The organism is Paenibacillus monticola (assembly GCF_009664975.1).
In the GTDB taxonomy this organism is placed as follows: Bacteria; Bacillota; Bacilli; order Paenibacillales; family Paenibacillaceae; genus Paenibacillus_AQ; species Paenibacillus_AQ monticola.
The window spans coordinates 60,969-84,808 of record NZ_WJXB01000015.1 but is presented as its reverse complement, the minus strand read 5'-3'; the positions used below and the strand labels follow the sequence as shown (position 1 = coordinate 84,808).

Genomic DNA, 23,840 nt, shown 5'->3' with positions numbered 1-23,840 from the left:
TTTGATCAAAGCAGCGTGTTATCCCATTAATCCCTTCAGCCCACCCAGAAAAGGTCGAATGGACTTGATCATACCGTAGCCCATTCTCATCACTGGCATAGCTTTCTGTATCATTCCGAAGAAGCGGAAGGGGCCAAATCCTGCACCTCCAGCAGCTCCAGCCCCGGAACCTCCAAAAAGAGATCCGAGTAACGGCATAAATCCGGAGACGTCAGCTTTCTGCAAGCGAACGGAGGAACTCTTTTTAGTGTTCTTGCCCATTTTTGGTCTTGGTCTGGAGAGGATCAAAGCGTTTTTTTCAAATCCGCTTATATAGCCTACATACGAACGTCCATCGTGCAGCGTGATGCAGACTGGCTTGCCGTGCAGTTGTTTTGCCCGCTTACGGATTTTTGTTGAATTTGCCATTCGTACCTCACCTCGTTGTTTATTTACTTTATATTACTCAGATCATCACGTCCTGCTTGTGCTTTAGCATATCTATCTTTTACGATCATAATGCCAAAGCCCATATTGTCCTTTCGAAGGAATCGTGCTATATTCAGTTTTGTATGTTATTATATTCACCTTAATACTTTGCGGTCGTGGCGGAATTGGCAGACGCGCACGGTTCAGGTCCGTGTGGTAGCAATATCGTGGAGGTTCGAGTCCTCTCGACCGCATACGCAATTTGATATTTGCAAGGTAAGCTCTTCTGTCGCTCTTTAGCCCGAAGGGTCTTTTTCTGTTTATATGGCTATTCTTTCATGCATCAAAATCCAATGTAGAAGAAGTGAATATAGATGGAGCCTGTTATTGCAAAAGTGAAGCCTAGCAGCCGTTTTCTGAATAAACATTTCTCTGGGGAATCTATGGACTACCGTGAGATTGTTGCGCTTTTTATCCCGATTTTGGTCGACCAGGCCTTTATAGTGGGACTGAATCTTGTGAATACGGCTATGATCAGCTCGTCCGGCGTGGCGGCGATCAGTGCAGTGAATATGATTGATTCGCTTAATATTTTTATGATTAGTATATTTGTCGCGGTGGCAACGGGGGGGACAGTGGTTGTAGCCCAGTATAAGGGCAGCGGCAATGATCTTATGGTATCCAATGCAACTGCCGGGGCAGTGTCTTCCGTATCTTTGATCGCTTTGGCCATCGGTTTGATAGGGATATTATTTCATAATCCACTGCTGAGTCTGCTGTTCGGAGCCGCTTCACCGGAGGTTATGGACAATGCTCGGACGTATCTGATTGGGAGCTCAGTTTCCTATCTGGGGATTGCCGTGGTTCAGGCGGTATGCGGTGCTCTGCGTGGGATTGGCAGAACCCGAGCGTCGCTTATGCTGTCACTGATTATGAATTTGGCCTATGTCGTGTTGAATATCGTGTTTATTACACTGCTGCATATGGGTGTGCTGGGCATGACTATCTCGATAAATGTGGCCCGGTATTTGGGTGCAATATGCGCTCTGTATTACTTGTTCCGTCTAGACGCCAGCTTGCATATCCGCCTTCGCGATCTATTTATGATTAAAATAGCGATGCTCAAAAAAATAATGTTTATCGGTGTGCCCTTTGCTGCGGAGCAGGTTTTCTTCAATGGGGGTAAAATTCTGACCCAAATTTTCATTGTCAGTCTCGGTACATATGCAATTGCCGCCAATGCGATTGCTTCAACTTTTGCCGGACTCATGCAGGTCCCTGCCGGTGCGCTCTCGTTGACGCTGATTACGGTTGTTGGTCAATGTATGGGAAGGCGGAATATCAAGGATGCGCGGAAGTTCGTTAAGTCGTTTCTGCTGCTGTCCTCGGCTTCGTTCGTGCTGATGACGTTGCTGATTATGCCCTTGTTTCATCCCATTCTTTCGTTGTTTCATCCGCCTGCGGAGATTGTGGGTGAGATCTTCACGATTGTACTCATCAATGCGCTTTCCCAAATCCCGCTTTGGTCCCTCAGTTTCATTATGCCTTCAGGACTCAGGGCGGCTGGGGATTCCAAGTTCACTTCGATGGTCTCCATGTTGTCCATGTGGCTCTTCCGCGTAGTGCTCGGATATGTATTGGGTATTGTTCTGGATATGGGCCTCCTGGGAGTGTGGCTGGCGATGAACTGTGAATGGGGCATTAGGGGAGCAATCTTCTTCAAACGTTTCCTGGGCGAGAAATGGTATCAGCATCGTCTGATTTAAATATTACGACAAAGTCAAACATAAAGAAGTGAAGGTATGCTAGAGCCAAATTTAAATATTAAACAGAGCCAACGTTTTCTTGAAAAATATTTTTCTGGAGAATCCATTGATTATCACCAGATTATCGCGCTGTTTATACCTCTTTTAATTGATCAAGCGTTTCTGGTGGGCTTAAATCTCGTGAATACGGCTATGATTAGCTCATCCGGAGTAGCGGCTATCAGCGCGGTGAATATGATAGACTCGCTGAATATTTTTCTCATAAGTGTGTTTATTGCCGTGTCGACAGGTGGAACAGTTGTTGTAGCTCAGTACAAAGGCAGTGGCAACAATCCCATGGTATCCAAAGCCACCGCAGGTACCGTATCCTCGGTTTCGCTGCTGGCCATTTGCATCGGTGTATTCGGGATTGTGTTTCATAATTCGTTATTAAATCTGTTGTTTGGAGCGGCTTCTCCGGATGTCATGGTTCATGCCCGAACGTATCTGATCGGGAGCTGCTTGTCCTATCTGGGTATAGCTGTCGTAGAGGCGGTATGTGGTGCCCTGCGTGGAATCGGGAGAATGAAAGCATCGCTGATGCTGTCTCTGATTATGAATCTGACTTATGTGCTGTTAAACGTCATCTTTATTAATGTTTTGCATATGAGTGTGCTGGGTATGGCAATTTCTGCAAATGTCTCCAGATATTTGGCTGCGGGCTGCGCGATCTTTTATCTGCTGCGGCTGGACAACAATCTGCAAGTAAGGCTCCGAGATATGCTGGTGCTGAACTGGTCCATGCTCAAAAGAATAATGTTTATCGGCTTACCGTTTGCGGCTGAGCAAATGTTCTTTAATGGTGGCAAAATCCTAACCCAAATCTTCATTGTTAGCTTAGGTACTTATGCTATTGCAACTAATGCGATTCTCTCTTCCTTGGCTGGGGTGATGCAAATTCCCGCCAATGCGCTGTCTTTGACAGTGATCACGGTTGTGGGTCAATGTATGGGACAAAGAAATGTTAAGGATGCCCGGAAATTCACCAAATCCTTTCTCGTGTTGGCTTCAGCTTCTTTTGTCTTTATGGGCCTACTCGTTTTGCCTTTTTTCTATCCGCTCGTGTCGTTGTTTCATCCACCGGATGACATTGTGGGAGATATCTTCCTAATCCTGCTCATCAATACGTTAGCTCAAATCCCACTGTGGGCCGTAAGCTTCATTACACCCTCGGCGCTTAGAGCGGCGGGAGATGCCAAGTTTACGTCGATCGTGTCCATGCTGTCTATGTGGCTGTTTCGCGTAGTGCTGGGGTATATTCTGGGGATTGTCCTTAACATGGGCATCTTGGGTGTCTGGTTAGCGATGAATTGCGAATGGGGAATCAGGGGCGCTATTTTCCTCCGTCGTTTCTGGGGGGAAAAGTGGGTTCAGCACAAGGTTATTTAAACTTGTTGAATTGACCATCCTTCTTATATAAACAGGTCAGCCAGAATTTCTGGCTGGCCTGTTTTTTTGGCGCGCCTTTGGTTAAGGATATCTAAAACACAGCAATCACTATGTGATATGACACGTCATGTAATGATATAATATTTTAAAAAAATAAATATATGTTGAAATATTATATCAAAACCACTACAATACGAGTATAGAGAATTTATTACAACAAAGGAGTTTTTCAATATGTTAGAGAACCTGACGACCGAAAGAAGAAATCAACGCACGATGCATTTGGATCAGATGAGTGTTACGGAGCTGCTTACCGTGATGAATGAAGAGGATGCCAAAGTAGCTGGGGCGGTTAAAGAACAAATCCCTAATATTGCGCAAGCGGTTACGGCCATTACGGAGTCACTGCGCCAGGGAGGACGTCTTATTTATATGGGAGCCGGTACGAGTGGGCGGATTGGACTGCTGGATGCGGTTGAATGTCCTCCTACTTTTGGAACCTCTCCGGAGATGGTTGTGGGCCTGATTGCTGGCGGGAGCAATGCTTTTATCAAAGCGGTGGAAGGTGCAGAGGATCGGGAAGAACTGGGAGTTGCCGATTTACAGAGCATTAATCTTACGGCGAAAGATGCTGTTGTTGGAATTGCTGCCAGCGGAAGAACACCGTATGTGATCGGGGGTCTTGGCTATGCAAGAAGCTTGGGAGCGGTGACGATCAGCATCAGCTGCAACAAAGATGCGGAAATCAGCCACAAGGCGGACATCAGCATTGAAATTGAAAATGGGCCTGAAGTGCTGACCGGATCCACCCGATTGAAGGCGGGTACCTCACAGAAACTGGTGTGTAACATGCTGTCCACAGCGGCGATGATTGGACTCGGCAAGGTCTATGGAAATTTAATGGTTGATGTTCAGCTCTCGAATGAGAAATTGGTCGAACGGGCCAAGCGGATTATTATGGAAGCGACTTCTTGTGACCTCTCAACGGCAGAGACAACCCTAGAATTGGCGGGGCGCAAGCCAAAGCTGGCTATTCTGATGATTCTGACAGGCTGTACGTATACGGAAGCCCAAGAGAAATTGGAGCTAAGCAAAGGCTTTATCGGGCCGGCAGTACAACAAGCGTAAGTAATTCCAAAACGTGAGCACAGGAGGCTAAGATGATGAACAAATATGAAGTAATGGCCCAAGAGATCCTGAATTCTATTGGTGGGACCGGGAATGTTGGAGAATTCACGAATTGCATGACTAGACTGCGTGTCTCGATTAAAGACCATGGCCAGATTGATGAGGTTGGTTTGAAGAAGGTAGAGGGAGTACTCGGCGTAGTAGATGACGAGACCTATCAAATCATTCTCGGGCCGGGTGTCGTTAGCAAGGTGGCAGAAGAATTCGGGAAGCTGATCCAAAGAGGGTCTGTGAATGATTCGGGCGAAGGGACGAAGATTCAGGAAAGTACTGATATCAAGTCTGAATTGAAAAAGAAAAATAACACGCCATTTAAAAACTTTTTGCGTAAAATTGGTAATATCTTTATCCCGCTGATTCCGGCCCTTGTCGGTGCAGGGATTATTAATGGGATTGCCGGACTGCTGAACAATCTGATTACATCGGGGAATGCCGCGGATTGGGTGGTTACCCTGCAGCCTATCCTTGGGGTTATCGGCTCCGCCTTTTTCGGTTATCTAACGATTTTTGCCGGTATTAATGCGGCCAAGGAATTTGGTGGAACACCATCGCTCGGCGGAGCGGTCGCTGCGATCATTGTTGCCCCGGCGGTGGCTAATATTTCTTATATCTATCCTTTCTTCGGTGAGATTAAACTGAACGCAGGACAGGGCGGGATTATTGGCGCGATTCTGGCGGCAGGACTGCTGTCGGTTCTGGAGAAATACCTTCGTAAACGGGTTCCGGCTGCTATTGATATTATTGTTACACCGACACTTTCGCTCCTTGTCGTGGGTCTATTGACGGTATTCTTCTTAATGCCGGTAAGCGGCATCATATCTCAAGGAATCGGTGACGTTACCATCTGGCTGTTAGCACATGGTGGTCCTTTGGCAGGGTTCGTGCTTGCCTCATTATTCCTGCCGCTGGTCATGTTCGGCCTACATCAGGCGCTCATTCCTATTCACGCAGAATTAATCACCCAGGTCGGATATACGGCGCTGCTTCCCATTCTGGCGATGGCGGGAGCAGGTCAGGTTGGGTCGGCTATTGCCATCTATGTTAAGCTGAATCATAATTCAAGATTGCGTAATATGATTAAGGGAGCGCTGCCGGTTGGGTTTCTTGGGATTGGTGAGCCACTGATTTACGGAGTAAGCTTGCCTCTCGGACGACCGTTTATCACGGCCTGCCTTGGCGGTGGCTTTGGTGGAGCCTTATTGGGTCTGTTCGCCATGACGGAGCGGTTTGTCGGAACTGTGGCGATAGGCCCATCGGGACTAGTCTTGATTCCTCTTCTTAAGGGTCCAATGGGTTTTGGGGCTACGGTGCTAGTGTACTTGTCAGGATTAGTGATCTCTTATATCGCCGGATTTGTGCTAACCTACTTCTTCGGTTTTACAAAACAGATGCTTGTGGAGCATAATAAAGAAGAATAATAACTGCTACGGATTAGGTAGGTTCCTGTAACACACCGCCTAATCTTATCTGTCAGAACGGGCGGGGATTAACCGCCCGTTTTTGCATGGAGAAGGGGGATTGAAATGACGGGAAGCATCGTGGTGCAAATGAAGAGTATGCTGACACAGCTGCCGGAATCGGAGCGCAAGGCAGCCAGCTATATGTTGGACGAGCCTGAGGAAGTCTCCAAGCTGAGCATTCATGCGCTCGCCGAGAAGGCGGGGACGAGTGCAGCTGCGATTACCCGGCTGTGCCGTTCGCTTGGATTGACGGGGTTCCCGGATTTAAAGGTCCGCCTCTCTGTCGATAATGCCAAACCGCAAATGCCAGGTTATTACGATATCGAGCCGGAAGAAACAGTGCCTAATGTCATTCGCAAAACGGTCTCGAACAGCCTGCAGGCGATTCAAGATACCATGCTGCATGTACAGCCAGAGATGATCGAGCAAGTGGTGCGGAGCTTTGACGAAGCCTCGGTGATTTATATGTATGGTGTCGGAGCTTCGGCAATCGTGGCCGCCGATGCTGCTCAGAAGTGGCTGCGTCTCGGTAAACAGGCATTCGCCTTGCAGGACGAGCATGTCATCGCTGCGGCGCTGGCAAGTGCTCCGCCTCAGGCGCTATTTATGGGTGTCTCTTACAGCGGGAACACCAGAGAGGTAGTTCAGCTGTTTCGAGTGGCGAAGCAATATGGAGTCCGGTCCATTGGTCTATCCCGATTTGGCAGCCACAAGATATCTGAATTGGCGGATATGATGCTGTATACACCGCTGGCACCGGAAGCTACGCTGCGAAGTGGAGCAACCAGTTCTCGGTTGGCTCAGCTGGTGGTGATTGATATCTTATTCTTTGCTTATGCTTCTACCCAATATGAGGAAACCATTGCCAAGCTGGGACGGACTCATCAGGCGATTTCATTTCTGAAATAAGCCTGCAGTTGATTTCGCGGCTACTCAAGAATCTATAATATTCAAAAAGAGGCTGTCCCATAAGCCATGAAATGGCTGCTTGGGGCAGCTCTTTTTTTGGAGTCAGATAGACGGTTGCGCTTGTGAGGACGCTCCGCGAACGGACCGTTGTTCCAATCGCTGTGGTCTCCAGATTTTTTTCATTCCCCTTAGCGGTGAAAATCCGGAGACCAAGGCGAACGCTATCGCTTTTCCACAATCGTTCCGTCCGCTCCGCTGTTTAAGCGGGAATCGTATCTACAATCCTTCTAAAAATCATAAAAAAAGAAACCTTTCTTTGGTAAAATGGAAGTGCGACCAACCATTTTAAATCAAGGAGAGGTTTCTTTTGTACATTCAATATACCATGGACCCACTTTGCTTGCCAATGGATTTAGAGGACGACATTCCAGAAAATCATCTCGTTCGTGTCGTCAATACCGCCGTTAACCGGCTGGACGACGCCATCTTTGACGCTGCCTATCCCGGTGGTGGCCGCGACAGCTACCACCCCAAAATGCTCACCAAAATCATCATCTACGCCTACACACAGCGCATCTACTCCTCTCGACAAATCGCCAAAGCGGTACGCGAAAACATTCCCTTCATGTGGCTGGCCGGACGGCAACGTCCAGACTTCCGCACGATCAACCGTTTTCGTTCCCAGCGGATGAAAGACGTCCTTCAAACCGTATTTACCACCGTACTCGAATTTCTGGCTGACGAAAAATATATCTCTTTGGATCATTACTTTATCGACGGGACTAAGATTGAGGCCAACGCCAATCGCTACACCTTTGTTTGGGGCAAAGCGGTCAGTAAGCATAAAGTGAAATTGCAAGAACAGGTACATGCCCTGTTCGCGAACATCGAAGCAGCAGAGGACCAAGAAGAACATGAGTGCCTCGGAAGAGACCTCCCTGAACTCGGGGAGTCTTCCGAGCTGAGCAGTGAGAAACTCGAACAAGTGACACAGAAGCTTGAAGCCCAGTTATTAGAGAAACCCAAAGACAAGCTCCTGAAGAAAGTCGTTCGGAAGCTTCGCAAGGATTTGCTGCCCAGGCTGTTGAAGTACGAACAGTACCAAGTACTGCTCGGTGACCGGAACAGCTTCAGCAAGACAGACCCAGATGCAGGCTATGGGAGTGAAGAAAACTACGCCTATCTGGAAAAGAAAGAGATTCAGGCGGTAGTGAAATACGGCAGCTATCACAAAGAAAAGAGTAAAGCTTGGAAAGAGAATGTCGGAATGATTGAGAACTGGACGTACACCGAAACCGAGGATACATGGATGTGCCCAGCCGGACAAACGCTGCATTTCCGCAAAGAAAGCAAGGAAATCGTAGAGAGTGGATATGAAATTCGAAAACGTCATTACCGCAGCGAAAGTTGCGAAGGTTGTCCACTGAGGGAAGTGTGTACAAAAGCGGCAGGGAATCGGGAAGTGGTCGTTAGTTTGGAACAACTGCGATACCAGAAACAGGCTCGGGAAATTCTACGAAGTGAGGAAGGTCCCGCCTTGACCGTGCGTAGAATGACGGAACCGGAGAGTGTGTTTGGACAACTGAAGAGCAACTGGGGCTTCCGGCGATTTCTGCTTCGCGGCATGGAGAAAGTGACGCCCCAGGTCGGGTGGCTTTCGCTTGCTCACAATCTGCTGAAGCAAGCAACCAATGACCAAAAACGCAAAGCAGCGATTCCCCAATAACAGGTGAATCGCTGCTTTGCTTGCTTTTTATGGTTTTAAGAATGAAGAGAACGGTCTCCTGTCATAGAAAATCTACTTATGGGACAGCTCCTTTTTATTTCATGCTATCATCAATAATTAAACGCTAGCCACTTGCCCGAAAAAATTCGGCAAATACTCTTTATTGGCTTCCAGCATCTCATCCAGCATAAGAATTGCTACCTCGACGGACGGGACGAGTGGATGATGGGCCAAGGCTTGGATGGCCAGACTGCGGTCGCCGGTTACAGCGGCGTCAATTGCCAGTTGTTCGTAAGTTTTGACGGCATGGATGAGTCCCTTAGCCATAGGCGGGATCTTCGTCAACGGCAGGGCCAAGGGCCCGGTCTTGGTGACCACACAGTTGACTTCAATGCTTGCATCGTCAGGCAGAAAGTCCAAGATGCCGCGGTTGGCGACATTGAGGGTCTGGATATCGTTCGTGCCGTTGTAAAGTGATCTCATCAGATTAACTGCGGCCTCGGAGTAAAAGGCACCACCGCGCTGCTCCAACTGCTGCGGTTTGTCCTTCAAATCAGGATCACTGTAGAGCTCGAACAGCTCTTCTTCCACGCGTTTGACGACCTCGGCCCGGTTCTCGCCTTGTTTGAAGGCTTCCAGCTGCTCTGCGAGCATGGCATCGGTCATATAGAAATATTTCAAATAGTAGGAAGGCAGGGCATGAAGAGACTGCAGAAATTCGGGGTTCCACTCCCGAGCGGGAACGTTCTTGGCACTATAGCTGGTGGTATCCGCCAGCATGTCATCCAGCTTGTCTTCACCTTCAACATCAATGCGTGTGATCCAGTGCAGATGATTAAGGCCAACAAATTCAGCATATACGCGGTCGGGTGCGACGTTGTATTTGGCCGATACCTGCTTGATTAGACCGATAGGAGCATTGCACAGACCGATGCTCTTTACGGTGGAATATCTCAGAACTGCTTCGGTGACCATGCCTGCCGGATTGGTGAAGTTGAGCAGCCAAGCATTGGGGGCCAGCTCCTCGATATCGCGGCAGATACCTAAGATTACGGGAATCGTGCGCAGTGCCTTCATCATCCCACCAGGACCGGTGGTTTCTTGGCCGATAACACCATATTTGAGCGGGATAGACTCGTCACGGGCACGAGCATCCAGCATCCCTACACGGATCTGTGTACTGACGAAGTCCGCACCAGCAATGGCTTGGCGGCGGTCGGTCGTCAGATGAATTTCAATCGGCAGTCCCGATTTCTCCACCATGCGTTTAGCGAGATTACCTACAATATTCAGCTTGCGTTGTCCTGGTTCAATATCGACAAGCCAGAGCTCCCGAACTGGGAGCTCCTTATAGTGCAGAATGAAGCCCTCTACCAATTCCGGTGTATAGGAAGAGCCTCCGCCGATGACGGCAATCTTAAGTCCTTGTTTAGTTGTCAAGATCAATCACTCCTGTCTTAATCATTGGTTTAATAGCTGCGAAATCCTGATAAACCCGCATTTTCTCATATACTTCTTCACTAATACTTATCCCACCATACTCCATGGCAGACCATACAGCACCGACTACCGGCTCTGTGGTTAAGGTAACAACCGTTGCCTGAGGGGCGGCGGCAAGTACAGCCTGCTCGATCAGTGGGCGAATCCAGCCACGGTCGCCTCGGGTTAGCAGGCTTCCGGCCAGAACTACGTCGAAGATTTCCTTCTCCATGCCTAGTTTGTGTATAACAGCCGTTGCCGACTTGCTCAGCTCCACACCTTGTCGCTGCAGAATCTCCAGGGCTACGGCATCACCTTCGGCGGCCGCTTCGAACAGTAAGCGGGCAGCATCTACGGGCACTTGTTTGCCATGATCGAGAAAATCGTTGAACAATACATCAACCCGCGTATAACCAAGTAGTTTCAGCAGCAGTCCGGTCAGTAGGGTGGGCTGCTCCCGTCCATCCCAGGCGCGGATGACCGAGCGGAAGACTTCAATGTTAAGGGAGCCGCCCCCGCCGAAATCGCCGTACATATAATCAAAACCACCGCATTGATAATGCTGTCCCTGTGGATTCCGACCGGCTGCATTTGTGCCTGTGCCGCAGATGAGAGCGATACCATAGGAACGGTTCGTACCGGCCCGCAGACCGATGATGGTGTCACAGTTAATGGTGTATTGGGTAAACCCGATCTTGCGTATCATCGGATGGAGAATGTTATAATCCGCTTCACGGTCGGCACCCGCAAGTCCTAGGTAGGCATGCTGGATGTCCTCCAATTGGAGTCCGGCTTCAGCTAAGGCCTCGAACGTAGCCTCCTGAATACTGTGTGCGGCTTCAGCACCACCCGTCTGGTGGTTGCCGTTGCCGCTCCTGCCTGTGCCAAGCACATTGCCGTATTCATCGCTCAGCAGAGCGTAGGTTTTGGTTCCTCCCCCATCGATCCCCAAGTAGTAAGTCAATGGTCGTCACTCCTAATGTATATAATATGAAAAAGGTAATAGCTCTACTTGGTAGAGGTAGATTCACGTACGATAAGTTCCGGGTCAATCCGTGTGCTGGACCCGCGCTTCATCTTGCCCGAGATGCGGCTAAGCAGCATATTCGTGGCTGCGAGCGCGATCTTGTCGGCAGGCTGGCGCAGAGTGGTCAGATGCGGATGAAGCTGTGAAGCAATATAGTAATCATCGTAGCCGACGACGGCTACTTGTTCCGGCACGTGAATGCCTTCCTCCATCAAAGCGTTAATAACGCCCAAGGCAATGTTGTCATCACCGGCAAATACCGCGGTCGGCAGTGTTCCCTGCTTCAGCCAGCGTTTGCAGGTGCTGTAGCCCATTCCGATGTCAAACTCACCGTGCACAATTTCAAACGGGATCAGCTCCTTTTCCTGAAGCGCTTGTAAGAATCCGCTGCGCCGCTCCCGCGTACTCCGGAACATTTCCTGTCCGCATAGATGGGCGATGGAGGTGTGTCCCTGCTCCAATAGATGGCTGGCCGCCGTGTACCCACCTTTGAAATTGTCTATCGTGACCGAGAAGGTATCATTCTCAGGCTTCTGGTTATCAATCAGTACGTAGGGGATACCCCGCCGTTTTAATTCCACAATATAATTGTCTTCTTCCATTGGGGAGAGCAGGATCAAGCCGTCCACGCGATCCTCTTGAATAAGGTAGTGGTTGTCATCGGAACCGATGCCTGTGGATATGGATATAGCTAGAAAATATCCGTGCAAGGCCAGCACCTCATTCAGCTCTTTAACCACCGCATCAAAAAAGGAATCCTGCAGTGTCGTGACAATCAGACCGATGATGCCGGTCTTGCCGCTGGCCAGGCTGCGGGCAGCTGCATTCGGGCGATAATCCAGTTCCTTCATCGCATCGAGAACCTTCTGCCTGTTCTTCTCTCTTACCGAGGGAGCTCCGTTTAGCACCCGAGATACGGTAACGACGGACATTCCAGATCTTTTGGCTACATCAAAAATACTCACTTTCATCGCTAGTGCTCCTTGCGGCAGATTTTCCGAACTTCTATTCTACCTTTAGTATACAGGGTTGGCCGAGGGTCCGCTAAACGTATGATTTCAAGCAGGTAATACCGTCCCCTAAGGGACGGTATGCGATCCAACAACCTCTGTGTATATTATCGTTTGATGATCTCGGTTACTTTCTTCTGAATTACTGGCATGACCTCTTCCAGCGTCTTATGTCCGGTCTCGACGGGTTGCATCTCATTAATGAACATGTCATTAATTTGCGAGTAGTTGGTGATCAAATGGTTGTAGGATTCATAGCCGTATTTGATAGCACCTTCGTACACTTTTTTCACATCTGCCGGATCAATGCCCTCAAAGTGTTTGTAGTAGACTTCCGCCGCTTCGGTGTTGACCGGAGGGTTGCCGCCGCTCAGTTCAATGGATTTCTCCTGGACATCAGTCGTTAACAGGTATTTGATCCATTCAAAAGCTTCCTTCGGATGCTTGGAGTCCTTCAGAATAAGCAGCGGATCGACGTACAGCGTACTGCGCACCTGATCATTGCCACCCCAGGGCACTGCGGCTACGCCGATTTTGAACGGAAAATCATTGGCGCCAGCCAGGTTCCAGGAGCCACCAATGGACATGCCGATTTTGCCAGCGACAAAAGGATCGCCATTCTGACCCGCTACACTCTTGCTCCATTCAGAGTTCGGAGACACCTTATCCTTGAAGATAAGATCAAACAATTTCTGGTAAGCGGCTATGACTTCGGGAGAGTCAAAATGGGTCTCGGAGGGCACACCGCCGTTAGTCCACGTATCCTCGGAGTAAGGCTCAGCTCCAAAATACAACGGCCGCATATCGCGTTCTGCCCAAGTGAAATCGACACCGTATTGTGTTTTGGCGATATTATCGGAGACTACGGTCATTTTCTTGGCTTCTTCGACCATTGCAGCAAATGTCCAATTCTTATCCTCATAATCGCTTGGCGGGTAGGACAATTGTGCCGCATCGAACATATCTTTGTTATACAGCATCAGGGTAACGTACATATTAACTGGAATGCCGTAGGTACGATCCTTTACGGTATAGATCTTCATCAGGTCATCAGGAATGTTATAGTCCGACGATTTGAAGCCTTCTTCCTTAATCAGATCGGTCATATCAAACAGCATATCTTTATTGTAGTATTCAGCAAATCCGCCGTAGCCATAATGGCTGGTCACATCCGGTGATTTGCCTCCGGCGATCAGGGTCTGCAGCTTGCTGTCAAACTGCTCGTACGGGGCTTTTTCCACTTTGACCTTAATGTTCGGGTGCTCTTTCTCAAATTCCGGGATCAGCTTCTCGATAAATGTGCGGTCTTCGGAGTCAATGGTGTAATGGGTGATCGTTACCTGCTCGCTGTTGCTGCCTGAATTAGCAGTTCCACCGTTCGCTTCACCTGCAATATTTCCCACCGATTTCCCGCCGCTGCAGCCTGACAAGGTCGTAACAATAAGAGTGGTCGCTGCGATTAGAGTTACCAGAGTCTTTCTATTCTTGTTCATCCGCTCATTCCTCCATGATTTCAAGTGTATTCGGCCGCTAGACGTAAGCGGTGGTTCATTACTTGATGCCTGTGAGCACAATACCTTCTACGAACTGCTTCTGAGCGACAGCGAACAGGGTGACGATCGGAACCATAGCCAAGACGGATGCGACCATCAGCAGATGCCAAGGCGGAATGCGAAACCGCGAGGAGGTAAGGGACGCCATGCCAACCGGAAGTGTAAACTTCTCAGATGAGCTTAAGTAAAGCACGGGGGTCAGCAGATCATTCCAGCTGTATATAAAAGCAAAGATAGCGACAGTTGCGAGTGCCGGTCCGGAGAGTGGGAGGGCAATCGTGCGCCACATTCGCAGCTCACCGCAGCCGTCAATCCGACCGGCATCAAACAGTTCATCAGGCAAGGTGGTGAAGAATTGGCGCAGCAGAAAGATGTTATACGCTGATCCGAAGAACGCGGGCACGACTAGGGGCAGGAAGGTGTCAATCCAGTTCATTTTGGAAAAGAGTACAAACTGCGGAATCATAATCGCCGGATAGGGCAGCATCATGGTGCTCAGCAGCAGGATGAACCAGAATTGATTGCCTTTGCCCCTATATCTGGCGAAGCCGTAAGCGACTAACGCCGAGGACAATAACGTGCCGAAGACGCTCAAACCAGCGATGATCAGACTATTCATGTACATGGTGCCAAACTGCAGCGTGTCAAAAATGTCCTTGTAGTTGCTCCACTGCCAGCTCTCTGGCAAAAAAGTTGGAGGGAATTTCAGCATCTCGCGCTTCGATTTCAGGGAGGTGGAGACCATGAAGAACAAAGGCAGCAGCATCAGGAATGTTGTAACAACTAAAGTAATGAAGCTGAACACCTTAACCGGTTCGACTTTAGGTCGAGGTCTAGAAACCGAAGGACGAGAGCTGGTGGCTTTGAGAATACTCATTTGTGGCCTCCTCCTTCGTAGTGAACATAACGTTTCGATAGCTTCATAATGATGGCCGTGAACAACATGACGACGACTAGCAGCACCCAGGCTAGGGCTGACGAATAACCTGCGCGGTATTCCTTGAAGGCGCTAGTGTACAGGTTGTAAACATAGAACCAGGTGGAGTAATTCGGTCCGCCCTGGGTCATGACAAACGCTTGGGTAAAGACCTGAAAGGAATCGATTAGGCCCATAATCAGCTGGAAGAGCAGCACGGGCGAAATTATCGGTAGTGTAATGTTCAGGAAAATCCGGAAGCGACCTGCCCCGTCGAGGTTAGCCGCTTCGATCAGACTGGCTGGAACGCTTTGCAGACCTGCAAGAAAAAGAATCATGCCTGAGCCTGCTGTCCAGAAGGTCATGATAATCAGGGCATACAGCGCAGTGTCCGGGTTCATCAGCCAAGCTGGACCTTGAATGCCGAACCAGGAGAGAATGTAATTAAACAATCCAATCTGCGGGTTGAAGATCCAATACCATAGCAGTGACATGGCCACGCCGGACACCATGCTTGGGAAATACATAGCGGTACGGAAGAAGCCGCGGAGTGGAATGGTTTGGTGGAGCAGTAGGGCAAATCCGAGAGCCAACAGCAATTGGACCGGCACACTAATAAAGGTATAACGCAGGGTGACTGTTACCGATTTCCAAAATAAATCATTGTGAAACATCTCGGTATAATTGGCTAATCCGATGAACCTGGGCGGGTGGATAATGTCATAATCGGTAAAGCTGAAATACAACGATGACAAGATGGGATATAGGGCGAATGCTAGAAAGCCAATAATCCAAGGAGAAATGAACATGTACATGTAAAAAGTCTGCCGCCGGCTTTCGCGAAGGTTCACGGACACACCAACCTCTCAAGTAAAGTATAAGCGCTTTAACTTTTGTTTTAAAAAATACGGTAGACATGCCTTTTATGTAGGATTATAAGCGACAAAGTTTAAACGCTTTAATTTTCAAATCGACCCGATATGACTATCATAGAGGATGGCACCAAATTAATCAATAGTTATTTTATGAGATAAAGCGCTTTCTGTCATGTAATATGACATGAAATTATAATTTTTTGTATTAATTTAATTGATATGAAATTTTTTGTGGTGAATATGTCAAGTATTGTGTCGCGCAACATATGACGCAGCGTTAAATAAAATAAAAAAAGCCGCCGAGAAATCTCGGACAGCCTGTTTTATACAATTTTAGCTTAAGCTTTGGTCCACTGCTGATCGCCCGATAAGTATTTCTCGGTCAATACGGACAATAGTTCTATTCCGACCTGATTCTGTCCACCTTCAGGAATGATCAGATCAGCGTATTTCTTCGACGGCTCGATAAACGCCTCGTGCATCGGCTTTACCGTGGTCAAATATTGCGTGTGGATTGAACGGATCGTACGGCCACGTTCCTCGATGTCCCGGAGTACCCGGCGGAGAATACGCACATCGGGGTCAGTATCAACGAATACTTTAATGTTCAGGTGCTCCCGCAATTTCTCATCAGAGAGTACATGCAGCCCTTCGAGAATAACGATGTTATTGGGCTTGAGCTCAACCGTAAGATCCGTAGAACGGGCATGGACAGTAAAGTCATATACCGGAGCGTATGCCAACTGACCATTTTTTAGGCAGCTGAGGTGCTCAATTAGCAGTTCGGTGTCAAAGGCAAGTGGGTGATCGTAATTGATGGATGCGCGTTCGTCCATGCTGAGGTGTGAATGGTCCTTATAGTAGTTGTCCTGAGATATAAATGTTACCTTGTCTGAACCAAGACGGCTAATGACGGAGCGAGCTACCGTCGTCTTGCCGGAACCGGTCCCACCGGCGATACCAATAATAAGCATGGTGTTGTAATAAACCTCCCTAAGCGATTGCCTTTGCAATTCCAATATTGTAGCACAGCAGTCACATTATTTCACCTTGGATCAAGGAAACAATCCATTAAATTTATGAATATCTGCTTTTTGTTGCAGAAATGATATACTTTTTCTATCCAGAATGAAATTAAATGTAGCTAAAGGGAGCGTTGGGTCTTATGAGCGGCAATAAGTCACTGCAAGAGGCATTTAATGGAACTGTTTATAGAGTATCAGGTAATGGCAAAAGAAATATTCAAGTATTAAAGGAAGCCTTTGAAAGTGTGGAGGAAAATACTGAAAGTGATGTCTATGGAACGGGCAAACTTATCGAGGATTTTCAAGCGAAGTTGGCGAAGGTTCTGGGAAAGGAAGCTGCAGTATTCTTCCCAAGTGGAACGATGGCACAGCAAGTTGCTCTTAGAATATGGTGTGATCAAAAGGGCACCAAGAAAGTGGCTTATCATCCTTTATGTCATCTAGAGATTCATGAACAGGATGGCTTGAAGGAGCTGCATCGTATTGAACCTATTTTACTCGCTGACAAGAACCAGCTGATTACATTAGCTGATGTCATGAATATGAAAGATGAGATTGCCTGCTTGTTGCTTGAGCTGCCACAGCGTGAGATTGGTGGGCAACTTCCGGATTTCACAGAGCTTGAAGCTATATCTGCGTATTGCCGTCAACAAGGGATTATGCTGCATCTGGATGGGGCGAGACTTTTTGAGACTTTACCCTATTATGGGAAGTCTGCTGCAGAAATTTGTGCGCTTTTTGATAGTGTGTATATTTCCTTCTATAAAGGAATTGGTGGAATTGCCGGAGCCATTCTGGCGGGTAATAAGGAATTCACAGAGAAATCAAAAATATGGAAACGTCGTCATGGTGGAGATTTAATTAGCTTGTATCCGTACATCCTCACCGCAGATTATTATTTCACTTTAAGAGAACATAAGATGGGACAGTATTATGAAGCTGCTAAGGAGCTTGCTGCACTTATGAATCAGTGTCATGCTGTTGCTACCTTGCCTGTGGAACCTGTCTCAAATATGTTTCATGTGCATTTTGAGTGTTCGAAGCGCGAGCTTGAGCCTATTCTGGCTGCTATTTACGAGGAGACGGGGATTGGCTTAGTGCCAGTATTACGGGAAACGGGCGAGGCATCCTCTTACTGTGAGCTGAATATGGGTGACAGCTATGCTGCGATTCCTAAGGAATTGTTGAGGAAAGCAATCCAATTGCTGGATGAGAAGCTGAAATAAGAAGCTGAAATAACAAACGCCCTTCCATTTCCCAATTGGGAAGCGGAAGGGCGTTTGTTTGTTCAAATATAAGAATTTATTAGTCGATCAGACCCGTCTTGCTCAACAATTGACGAAGTGCAGAAGCAACCGTTTCGCGAGTAGCAGCTATTGTAGGGTTAAAACTTAATCCTGCATTACTGCTGATCACGCCGGCAGCGGACAAGCTGTGTACACTGTCCTTAGCATAGCTGGCGATCTTGGCATCATCTGCATAGGTACTGAAGGATGGGTTGGAGGCTTTGAGCTCAACGCCCGTCAATTTCAGTGCTCGATCCAGAATAACAGCAAGTTCCTGGCGGGTAACTTTAGCAGTAGGGGCGAATTTGCCCTTGCCTGTTCCCAGAATCAATCCGGCTTCATAGGCAGCAGCTACATCGGCCGCATACCAGTCGGATGCTTTCACGTCCGTGAAGCTGGATGTGGAAGCTGAACGCAATCCAAGTGAACGGGCAAGCAATGCTGTGAACTCAGCACGAGTCAGATTGCTCTTCGGCGAGAAGGTTGTTGCTGACGTACCTTCAATAATTAATTTGTTGGCCAGCGCGGTAATATCAGCAGCGGCCGTTGAAGAAGCGATATCCGTAAAGGTTACAGGGCGGCTTACCGCAGCGTATACCGAGAAGCCAGGACGGTTGACTGTAACAATGGTCGTTCCGTCTGCCTGTGCTTTGAATACGGATGAGACAGGTGTGATTTTTCCATCTTCTTCATAGAGTACACCGGTAGTATTAGGTTCAATGGCTCCCGGAATAGTGAAGGATCGTTTGATGAAGACATCATTTGGTATTTCCAAGGCTGTGCTTCCGGAAGCTGTAGTCCAGTTGGCCTCAAAGGATACCGGTGTTCCAACTACAGTTGCTCCTGTAGCACTGGTAGTGAATTTCGATGCTTGATCTGCAACTTTTTTGATCACCAGGTCAAGACCTGTACCGGCTGGTAAGTTAGCCAGCAAGGAGACTGGCAGAGAAACTGCGGAACCGGCTACACTGATAATTAACGTGCTTTGCGGTTGAATAGCTGCTAGCAGTTTCAGTTGATCTGTAGTAAGGCTAAGTTTAGCTGTAGTGTCACTAATTGTTGGAACTGTAATGACAACTGCTGTCTTGGAGCTCGCAGCGGAAGCTAATGCTGCCTTCAGGTCGTTATCAGTCACAGTGATTGTAGTGACGCCGTCTTTGGAGGCTGCAGCTGCCGCAACGGGAGCTTGCTGGAAGCCTTGTTCAATGACAGAACTGGTGGAGTTGTTGACTGTTGGTGCAGGTGTAGCAGAAGCTGTTGGTGTAGGACTCAAACCACCGCCACCGCCGCCACCGCTACCGCCACCACTACCGCCACCAGCAGCAGGAGTAGCTTCATTACTTACTCGTAGAGAAGTGAACCCATTGTACGCACTGGTTACCTTATTGGCAGGGGTGATATGGGCATAAAAAACATTTATTTTATAAATTCCATCAATAAGATGGGCTATAACGGGGTTGCCCTCCTTATCTAGCACAGGGTAGCCCTTAGCATCATAAGGGAAATAGGAGCCATCAATTCCCGTGAAGTTATAGACTCCTGTTTCGAAACTAGCCCCTTCCGATTCTGCGATATCCATGAAGCCAATCAGCTCATCATTTAAGTTATAGAGATCGATTTCGTAATAATTCGCATTGTCGGCCGTTAGCTTATAGCTAAGATCGGTCGTAATAGGAGTATCCAGTTTGGGATGGATGATGGAGTTAGTCAAGGCAATCTCCTGAATACCTACTGTGCTATCTGGCAACTCTGTTCCTACATATAAAGAGAATGGTAAATGTAGTGTCGGTTGACCAACCGCCGTTAGGTTGATTTGCCCTTCATAAGAGGAACCTGTTACAGCAGCTTCACCTACATTCAAGTTCAATATAAAAGGTGTAGTCTTGCCCGCAGCAGCAGCAACAACGCTGTGATCAAGAGTAGCTGTAATTCCAGTAGGAGTGTCCCCATGCCATTCAATTGCCGCAGCATAGGTTAAATCTGCACTGCCAGTATTCTTCAATTGCAGATTTTCTGTTCCGGCAGCGCCCGGTGCAATAACACCAAAGTTGGCCGAATCGTTATAGTTGATTACATTTGTGGGGCTGTAATTCTTGTCTAGAATAGTAATCGGTTCAATCGATTGTAATAAAGCATTTGTATCAATAGCATTTGCTACATTTACACGGCCAGCTCCCTGTTGGTAAACATCATAAGTGCCGTTATCGTCGCCAGGGAGAACATCTGCTGTGTTCGCCAGAGCGGCACGAATATCAAAGGGAGTCCAATTCGGATGCGCCTGTTTGATTAGGAGTGCTAGTCCAGCAACATGAGGAGCGGCCATACTGGTTCCGCTAATCCGCTTATAGGCCTCGTCGTAACTAGCGTTCGTGTTAAATTTACCATAGGTAGGCCATGTAGACAGGATGCCTACTCCTGGAGCAACAAAGTCTGGTTTAATGCTCAGTTTGCTGTCTACGTTAGGTCCGGCAGAACTGAAGCCTGCCAGGGTATCACCAAGGAAGAGGCTTTGATTATACTCTGCGCCGAAGGTGGATTCCAATTGAGTACCGCTATTCTGAACCAGTGCTCTGGCCAAGGCGCGGCCTTCGGTACCCTTCATATCAAAGGTAGTGATATTACCGTAGTTGTCACCCGAGTCGACGTCAATATAATCGTCGCGGCCGGGAATGTTGTTATCTAAATCAACCTCTTTGGAATTATCGCTTTTCGCATTTCCGTTAAAGATAACGAGAGCTTTGGCCTTATATTTCTTGGCATTGGCGATCTTCAGATCGAAGGCCAGGGTTCCGCGAGAAGCCAATACGATTTTGTTAGTAACGTTCTTGTTCGTGTAATCTTCGTCAGCGCCTAATCCAACATATACAATATCCTGAGAGTTAACACCGATAAGATTAGTGAAATTCACTTCTTCCGTTGTAGCCTCCCAAGCCATAATATTAACTTTGTAAGTGTCATAGGTAACGCTGCTGACCGTTTCTCCATTGGATTTGGTGAGCAATGTTGGTGATAAAGTCGTCCAGTATTTATCGATCTTGCTGGTTACTGCACCAACAGAGATTCCTAACTGGGAAGTAGCTGGCGAACCGAGCGTGTAATAATCAGGTCCGGCATTGCCGTTTGCGATAACCGCTACCACCCCTGATAGAACTGCATTGTTGATGGCGATGGCATCAGGAGAGTTCACATCTTTCTCTGCATCTGATCCAAGCGAAAGGTTAATGACATCCATATGATCTTTGATCGCGCGCTCGATGCCATCAATAACCTGTGCGGATGATCCAGACGCAGAGTCAGGGTTGGCTGGATTATAGCCAAGCACTTTATAAACGTAGAGATCCGCTCCGTATGCTACACCCCTCTGTACAATTTCACTGGTTGGATTGGTAGCTCGTCCAATGATGGTTCCAGAAACATGTGTACCATGAGAGGTACCCTCAAAACCCTTTGTAGCGTCAGGAGCCTCTTCATAGGGATCATTGTCATTATAGAAGGAATCATAGCCACCCTTGTATGCGGCGGCAATGTCCGGATGCTTATAGTCTACCCCAGTATCGATAACGCCTACTTTAAGGCCGGCTCCGGTATAACCTGCTTCCCAAGCCAAGTTAGCACCAATCTGCTTTAATGGAGCTTCGCCATTGGCTGTAGTTCCGACGGGTGTAGTATCCGCTTCCTCAATAGGAATAGGAAACCAAGTACTGTTCTCATAAATCGATGTTACTCCAGCTATTGTAGCGAGTTCGGGGATTTCATTCGCAGGAATCGTAACTTCGAAACCATTTAGGACTGTGTTGTACTTATAGTTGACTGTGAGATCCAGTCCAGCGGTTGCGGCTTTCTGCAGCACATCGGTCTGTTGGCTGTTTGCTGCAGCTTCAGTAGCTGTAGAGGCCAGAGAAGAGATCCCTTGCTTGGCAGCATATTTGCCGACAGCTGCCGGTTGTCCGCTTAATTGAACGATAACGCGAATGTCCTTGGTGGATTTCGTATTGATCTGAGGCGAAATATAGGTTTCCTGTTGTTGTATCAGTGATAATGCACTCTTGGTGAATTTCGGTTGTACTGAGCTTGCTGCTGAAGCTCCTCCAGGTACTGCGCTGCTAGTTACTCCCACGGCTAGTGCAAGAATTGATAGTTTACGTAATAGATTGCCCCACTCCAAAAAAATCCCCTCCGGCATATGATTTTTAAAAACTCCTTCTCAGCTGTTTAGTGCAATAGTTGTAGAATTCTCCTTCCCAAGGAATCTACCATTATTCCACCGAAGCTAGTAGGAAAAAGATTAAGAAGATTTTACCATTGGTTAAATGTAAAATCCATATAAAAATGAAAATAAATTGGTAGATTCCAGTTCAAAATATTTACAAAAAATATGAATAGATGGTTATGTAAGGTATAAACTCTTCTATCATAAGGTTTTATATTAAAAACAGCACCGAAGAGGGTGCCGTTCTAATAGAGAAAAATATTATGATCTGTTTAGGAGAGAGCGAACGAAGGAGACTCTTAATAATTGCTTTTTCATAAATCTGACCCGGAACTCGCTTCTTAATTGATAATAGATATTGGGGCAATGATGATGGGCCCAAGTGTACATGTATTGAAAATCGGTATGAGTCTTAGCTGAATTCATCAAATAGTAGGAAATGGTATCATACACATTATGGTTGAACCACTCGTTCATTTCCTGCTTGCCGTAGCCATATTGTTCAATGGCCATATTTTTGATGAGTATTTTTTCTTCGAGATTCTCGATCAAGAAGCCTTGACTCAGATTAAAGGTAATATTGTTCCCATGGATTCGATAGACCCCCGCAATGACATCGATAAAACCGGCATCTCCTATTAAGAGAGAGCGCAGATAAATGGAGGCGTCATTCACCATATTCATGTTCAGAATGTCCATTTGTATTAAAGCTTCGCGTTTGAAAATAGTAGTCAACGTGGAAGCGGGTTTGGGATAGCCTTTTTGTTCGAAATTCATGAAATAATCATGTTTCCTAATAATCTCACTAAGCTGTAGACTGGATACTTTCAGCTGCTTGCTTTGTGAATATTCCAGGAATACATTAGCGGCCACAAAGGATATTTCCGGATGATGCTGATGGAATTCTACGGCTTTACTTAAATAGTTCATATCAATGAGATAGTCATCATCGTCCAGAAAAAGAATATATTCTCCGTCAGCGTGAGCCGCAAAGGCTTTTCGGCGATTATTGCCCGGACCGCTATTGGTTTCGTTACGCATGTAATTGACTCGCGGCTCATCCCCATAGCTAATCTTCATTAATACATCCGTGCCATCGGTAGAACAATCATCGATAACGGTGATCTCCTTGTGGGGATAATCCTGAAGCAGAATGCTCTCTATGGCCTTATGGAGAAAAGCTTTGCGGTTGTAAGTGGTAATGATGACGCTGATTTTGGGATAGGCGATTAAAGGACTGGCCGTCGGCAGTCCATTTTCAGGTAGGGTTCGTAATTCAACGAGACCTTTTGCCAAAACCCGGATGTCTTTGTCTGTGATCTTGAACTGCTCTGACAGATAGTACAGTAGGGCGCTCTCCGCGATTCTCCCCTGAAAATAAGCTCCAATAACCTCAGACAAGGTTGCTAGAACTTCTTTGATCTGTGGATTCGCTTCATTATGGATTAGGGTCTGGCATCGATGTAGGACCTCAGTGCAATCCACCACTTGGGGCCGCGAATTGTTCAAATCGTCATTGAGTTGCTGTAGTAATTCGTAACAGGTCTGCTGCAAACGCTCACTATGATCCATAT

General features: G+C 47.5%; 17 protein-coding genes and 1 tRNA gene. 8 read left to right on the top strand and 10 right to left on the bottom strand.

Annotation, left to right across the window (positions count from 1 at the left end):
- Positions 1 to 18: 18 nt before the first annotated feature.
- Positions 19 to 408, bottom strand: a complete 390-nt coding sequence (locus GJB61_RS26980) for a hypothetical protein (RefSeq protein ID WP_154122141.1) — start codon at positions 406 to 408, stop codon at positions 19 to 21.
- A gap of 170 nt (positions 409 to 578) precedes the next feature.
- Here GJB61_RS26980 and GJB61_RS26975 point away from each other — a divergent pair.
- The 7 genes from GJB61_RS26975 (at position 579) to GJB61_RS26945 (ending at position 8,885) form a co-directional block, all read left to right on the top strand.
- A tRNA-Leu gene (locus tag GJB61_RS26975) sits at positions 579 to 662 on the top strand.
- A 120-nt stretch (positions 663 to 782) separates the two neighbouring features.
- Positions 783 to 2,174, top strand: coding sequence for an MATE family efflux transporter (locus tag GJB61_RS26970; RefSeq protein ID WP_154122140.1), 1,392 nt, complete (start codon positions 783 to 785; stop codon positions 2,172 to 2,174).
- 36 nt (positions 2,175 to 2,210) lie between these two features.
- Positions 2,211 to 3,602 (top strand): MATE family efflux transporter, encoded by a 1,392-nt coding sequence (locus GJB61_RS26965; RefSeq protein ID WP_154122139.1) that lies wholly within the window; start codon positions 2,211 to 2,213, stop codon positions 3,600 to 3,602.
- 234 nt (positions 3,603 to 3,836) lie between these two features.
- Entirely contained in the window at positions 3,837 to 4,730 is an 894-nt protein-coding gene (gene murQ, locus GJB61_RS26960; RefSeq protein WP_154122138.1) for an N-acetylmuramic acid 6-phosphate etherase, read from the top strand.
- Between the two features lie 35 nt (positions 4,731 to 4,765).
- Entirely contained in the window at positions 4,766 to 6,208 is a 1,443-nt protein-coding gene (locus GJB61_RS26955; RefSeq protein ID WP_154122217.1) for a PTS transporter subunit EIIC, read from the top strand.
- 105 nt (positions 6,209 to 6,313) lie between these two features.
- The gene (locus GJB61_RS26950) at positions 6,314 to 7,159 is read left to right on the top strand and encodes a MurR/RpiR family transcriptional regulator (protein WP_154122137.1); all 846 of its coding nucleotides are present in this window, start codon (positions 6,314 to 6,316) and stop codon (positions 7,157 to 7,159) included.
- 367 nt (positions 7,160 to 7,526) lie between these two features.
- Positions 7,527 to 8,885 carry a transposase gene (locus GJB61_RS26945; RefSeq protein ID WP_154122136.1) on the top strand — a complete coding sequence of 453 codons (1,359 nt, stop codon included), beginning with the start codon at positions 7,527 to 7,529 and terminating at the stop codon, positions 8,883 to 8,885.
- A gap of 117 nt (positions 8,886 to 9,002) precedes the next feature.
- Here the strand turns inward: GJB61_RS26945 and GJB61_RS26940 are convergent, their stop codons facing one another.
- From GJB61_RS26940 to udk, 7 genes are all read right to left on the bottom strand, one after another.
- On the bottom strand, positions 9,003 to 10,325 hold the full coding sequence (locus GJB61_RS26940; protein ID WP_154122135.1) for a 6-phospho-beta-glucosidase: 1,323 nt from the start codon (positions 10,323 to 10,325) through the stop codon (positions 9,003 to 9,005).
- Positions 10,315 to 11,328, bottom strand: coding sequence for an N-acetylglucosamine kinase (locus GJB61_RS26935; RefSeq protein ID WP_154122134.1), 1,014 nt, complete (start codon positions 11,326 to 11,328; stop codon positions 10,315 to 10,317). The genes GJB61_RS26940 and GJB61_RS26935 overlap by 11 nt, the downstream gene beginning before the upstream one ends.
- A 44-nt stretch (positions 11,329 to 11,372) precedes the next feature.
- Positions 11,373 to 12,362 carry a LacI family DNA-binding transcriptional regulator gene (locus tag GJB61_RS26930; RefSeq protein WP_154122133.1) on the bottom strand — a complete coding sequence of 330 codons (990 nt, stop codon included), beginning with the start codon at positions 12,360 to 12,362 and terminating at the stop codon, positions 11,373 to 11,375.
- Between the two features lie 146 nt (positions 12,363 to 12,508).
- On the bottom strand, positions 12,509 to 13,894 hold the full coding sequence (locus tag GJB61_RS26925) for an ABC transporter substrate-binding protein (RefSeq protein ID WP_154122132.1): 1,386 nt from the start codon (positions 13,892 to 13,894) through the stop codon (positions 12,509 to 12,511).
- Positions 13,895 to 13,952: 58 nt separating this feature from the next.
- Positions 13,953 to 14,831 carry a carbohydrate ABC transporter permease gene (locus GJB61_RS26920; protein WP_154122131.1) on the bottom strand — a complete coding sequence of 293 codons (879 nt, stop codon included), beginning with the start codon at positions 14,829 to 14,831 and terminating at the stop codon, positions 13,953 to 13,955.
- Positions 14,828 to 15,727, bottom strand: coding sequence for a carbohydrate ABC transporter permease (locus tag GJB61_RS26915; RefSeq protein ID WP_338116150.1), 900 nt, complete (start codon positions 15,725 to 15,727; stop codon positions 14,828 to 14,830). Before GJB61_RS26915 ends, GJB61_RS26920 begins: the two co-directional genes overlap by 4 nt.
- Positions 15,728 to 16,083: 356 nt before the next feature.
- Positions 16,084 to 16,719, bottom strand: a complete 636-nt coding sequence (gene udk, locus GJB61_RS26910; RefSeq protein WP_154122130.1) for a uridine kinase — start codon at positions 16,717 to 16,719, stop codon at positions 16,084 to 16,086.
- A 191-nt stretch (positions 16,720 to 16,910) separates the two neighbouring features.
- Here udk and GJB61_RS26905 point away from each other — a divergent pair, with 191 nt between their 5' ends.
- Positions 16,911 to 17,996: a threonine aldolase family protein gene (locus GJB61_RS26905; RefSeq protein ID WP_154122129.1), complete on the top strand. Its 1,086-nt coding sequence runs from the start codon at positions 16,911 to 16,913 to the stop codon at positions 17,994 to 17,996.
- 79 nt (positions 17,997 to 18,075) lie between these two features.
- On the opposite strand, the gene GJB61_RS26900 is transcribed toward GJB61_RS26905, so the two are convergent.
- Together GJB61_RS26900 and GJB61_RS26895 are read right to left on the bottom strand one after the other, a co-directional pair.
- Positions 18,076 to 22,239 carry a S8 family serine peptidase gene (locus tag GJB61_RS26900; protein WP_154122128.1) on the bottom strand — a complete coding sequence of 1,388 codons (4,164 nt, stop codon included), beginning with the start codon at positions 22,237 to 22,239 and terminating at the stop codon, positions 18,076 to 18,078.
- A gap of 288 nt (positions 22,240 to 22,527) precedes the next feature.
- Complete coding sequence (locus GJB61_RS26895) at positions 22,528 to 23,838, bottom strand: glycosyltransferase family 2 protein (RefSeq protein WP_154122127.1); 1,311 nt, start codon at positions 23,836 to 23,838, stop codon at positions 22,528 to 22,530.
- Positions 23,839 to 23,840 lie beyond the last annotated feature (2 nt).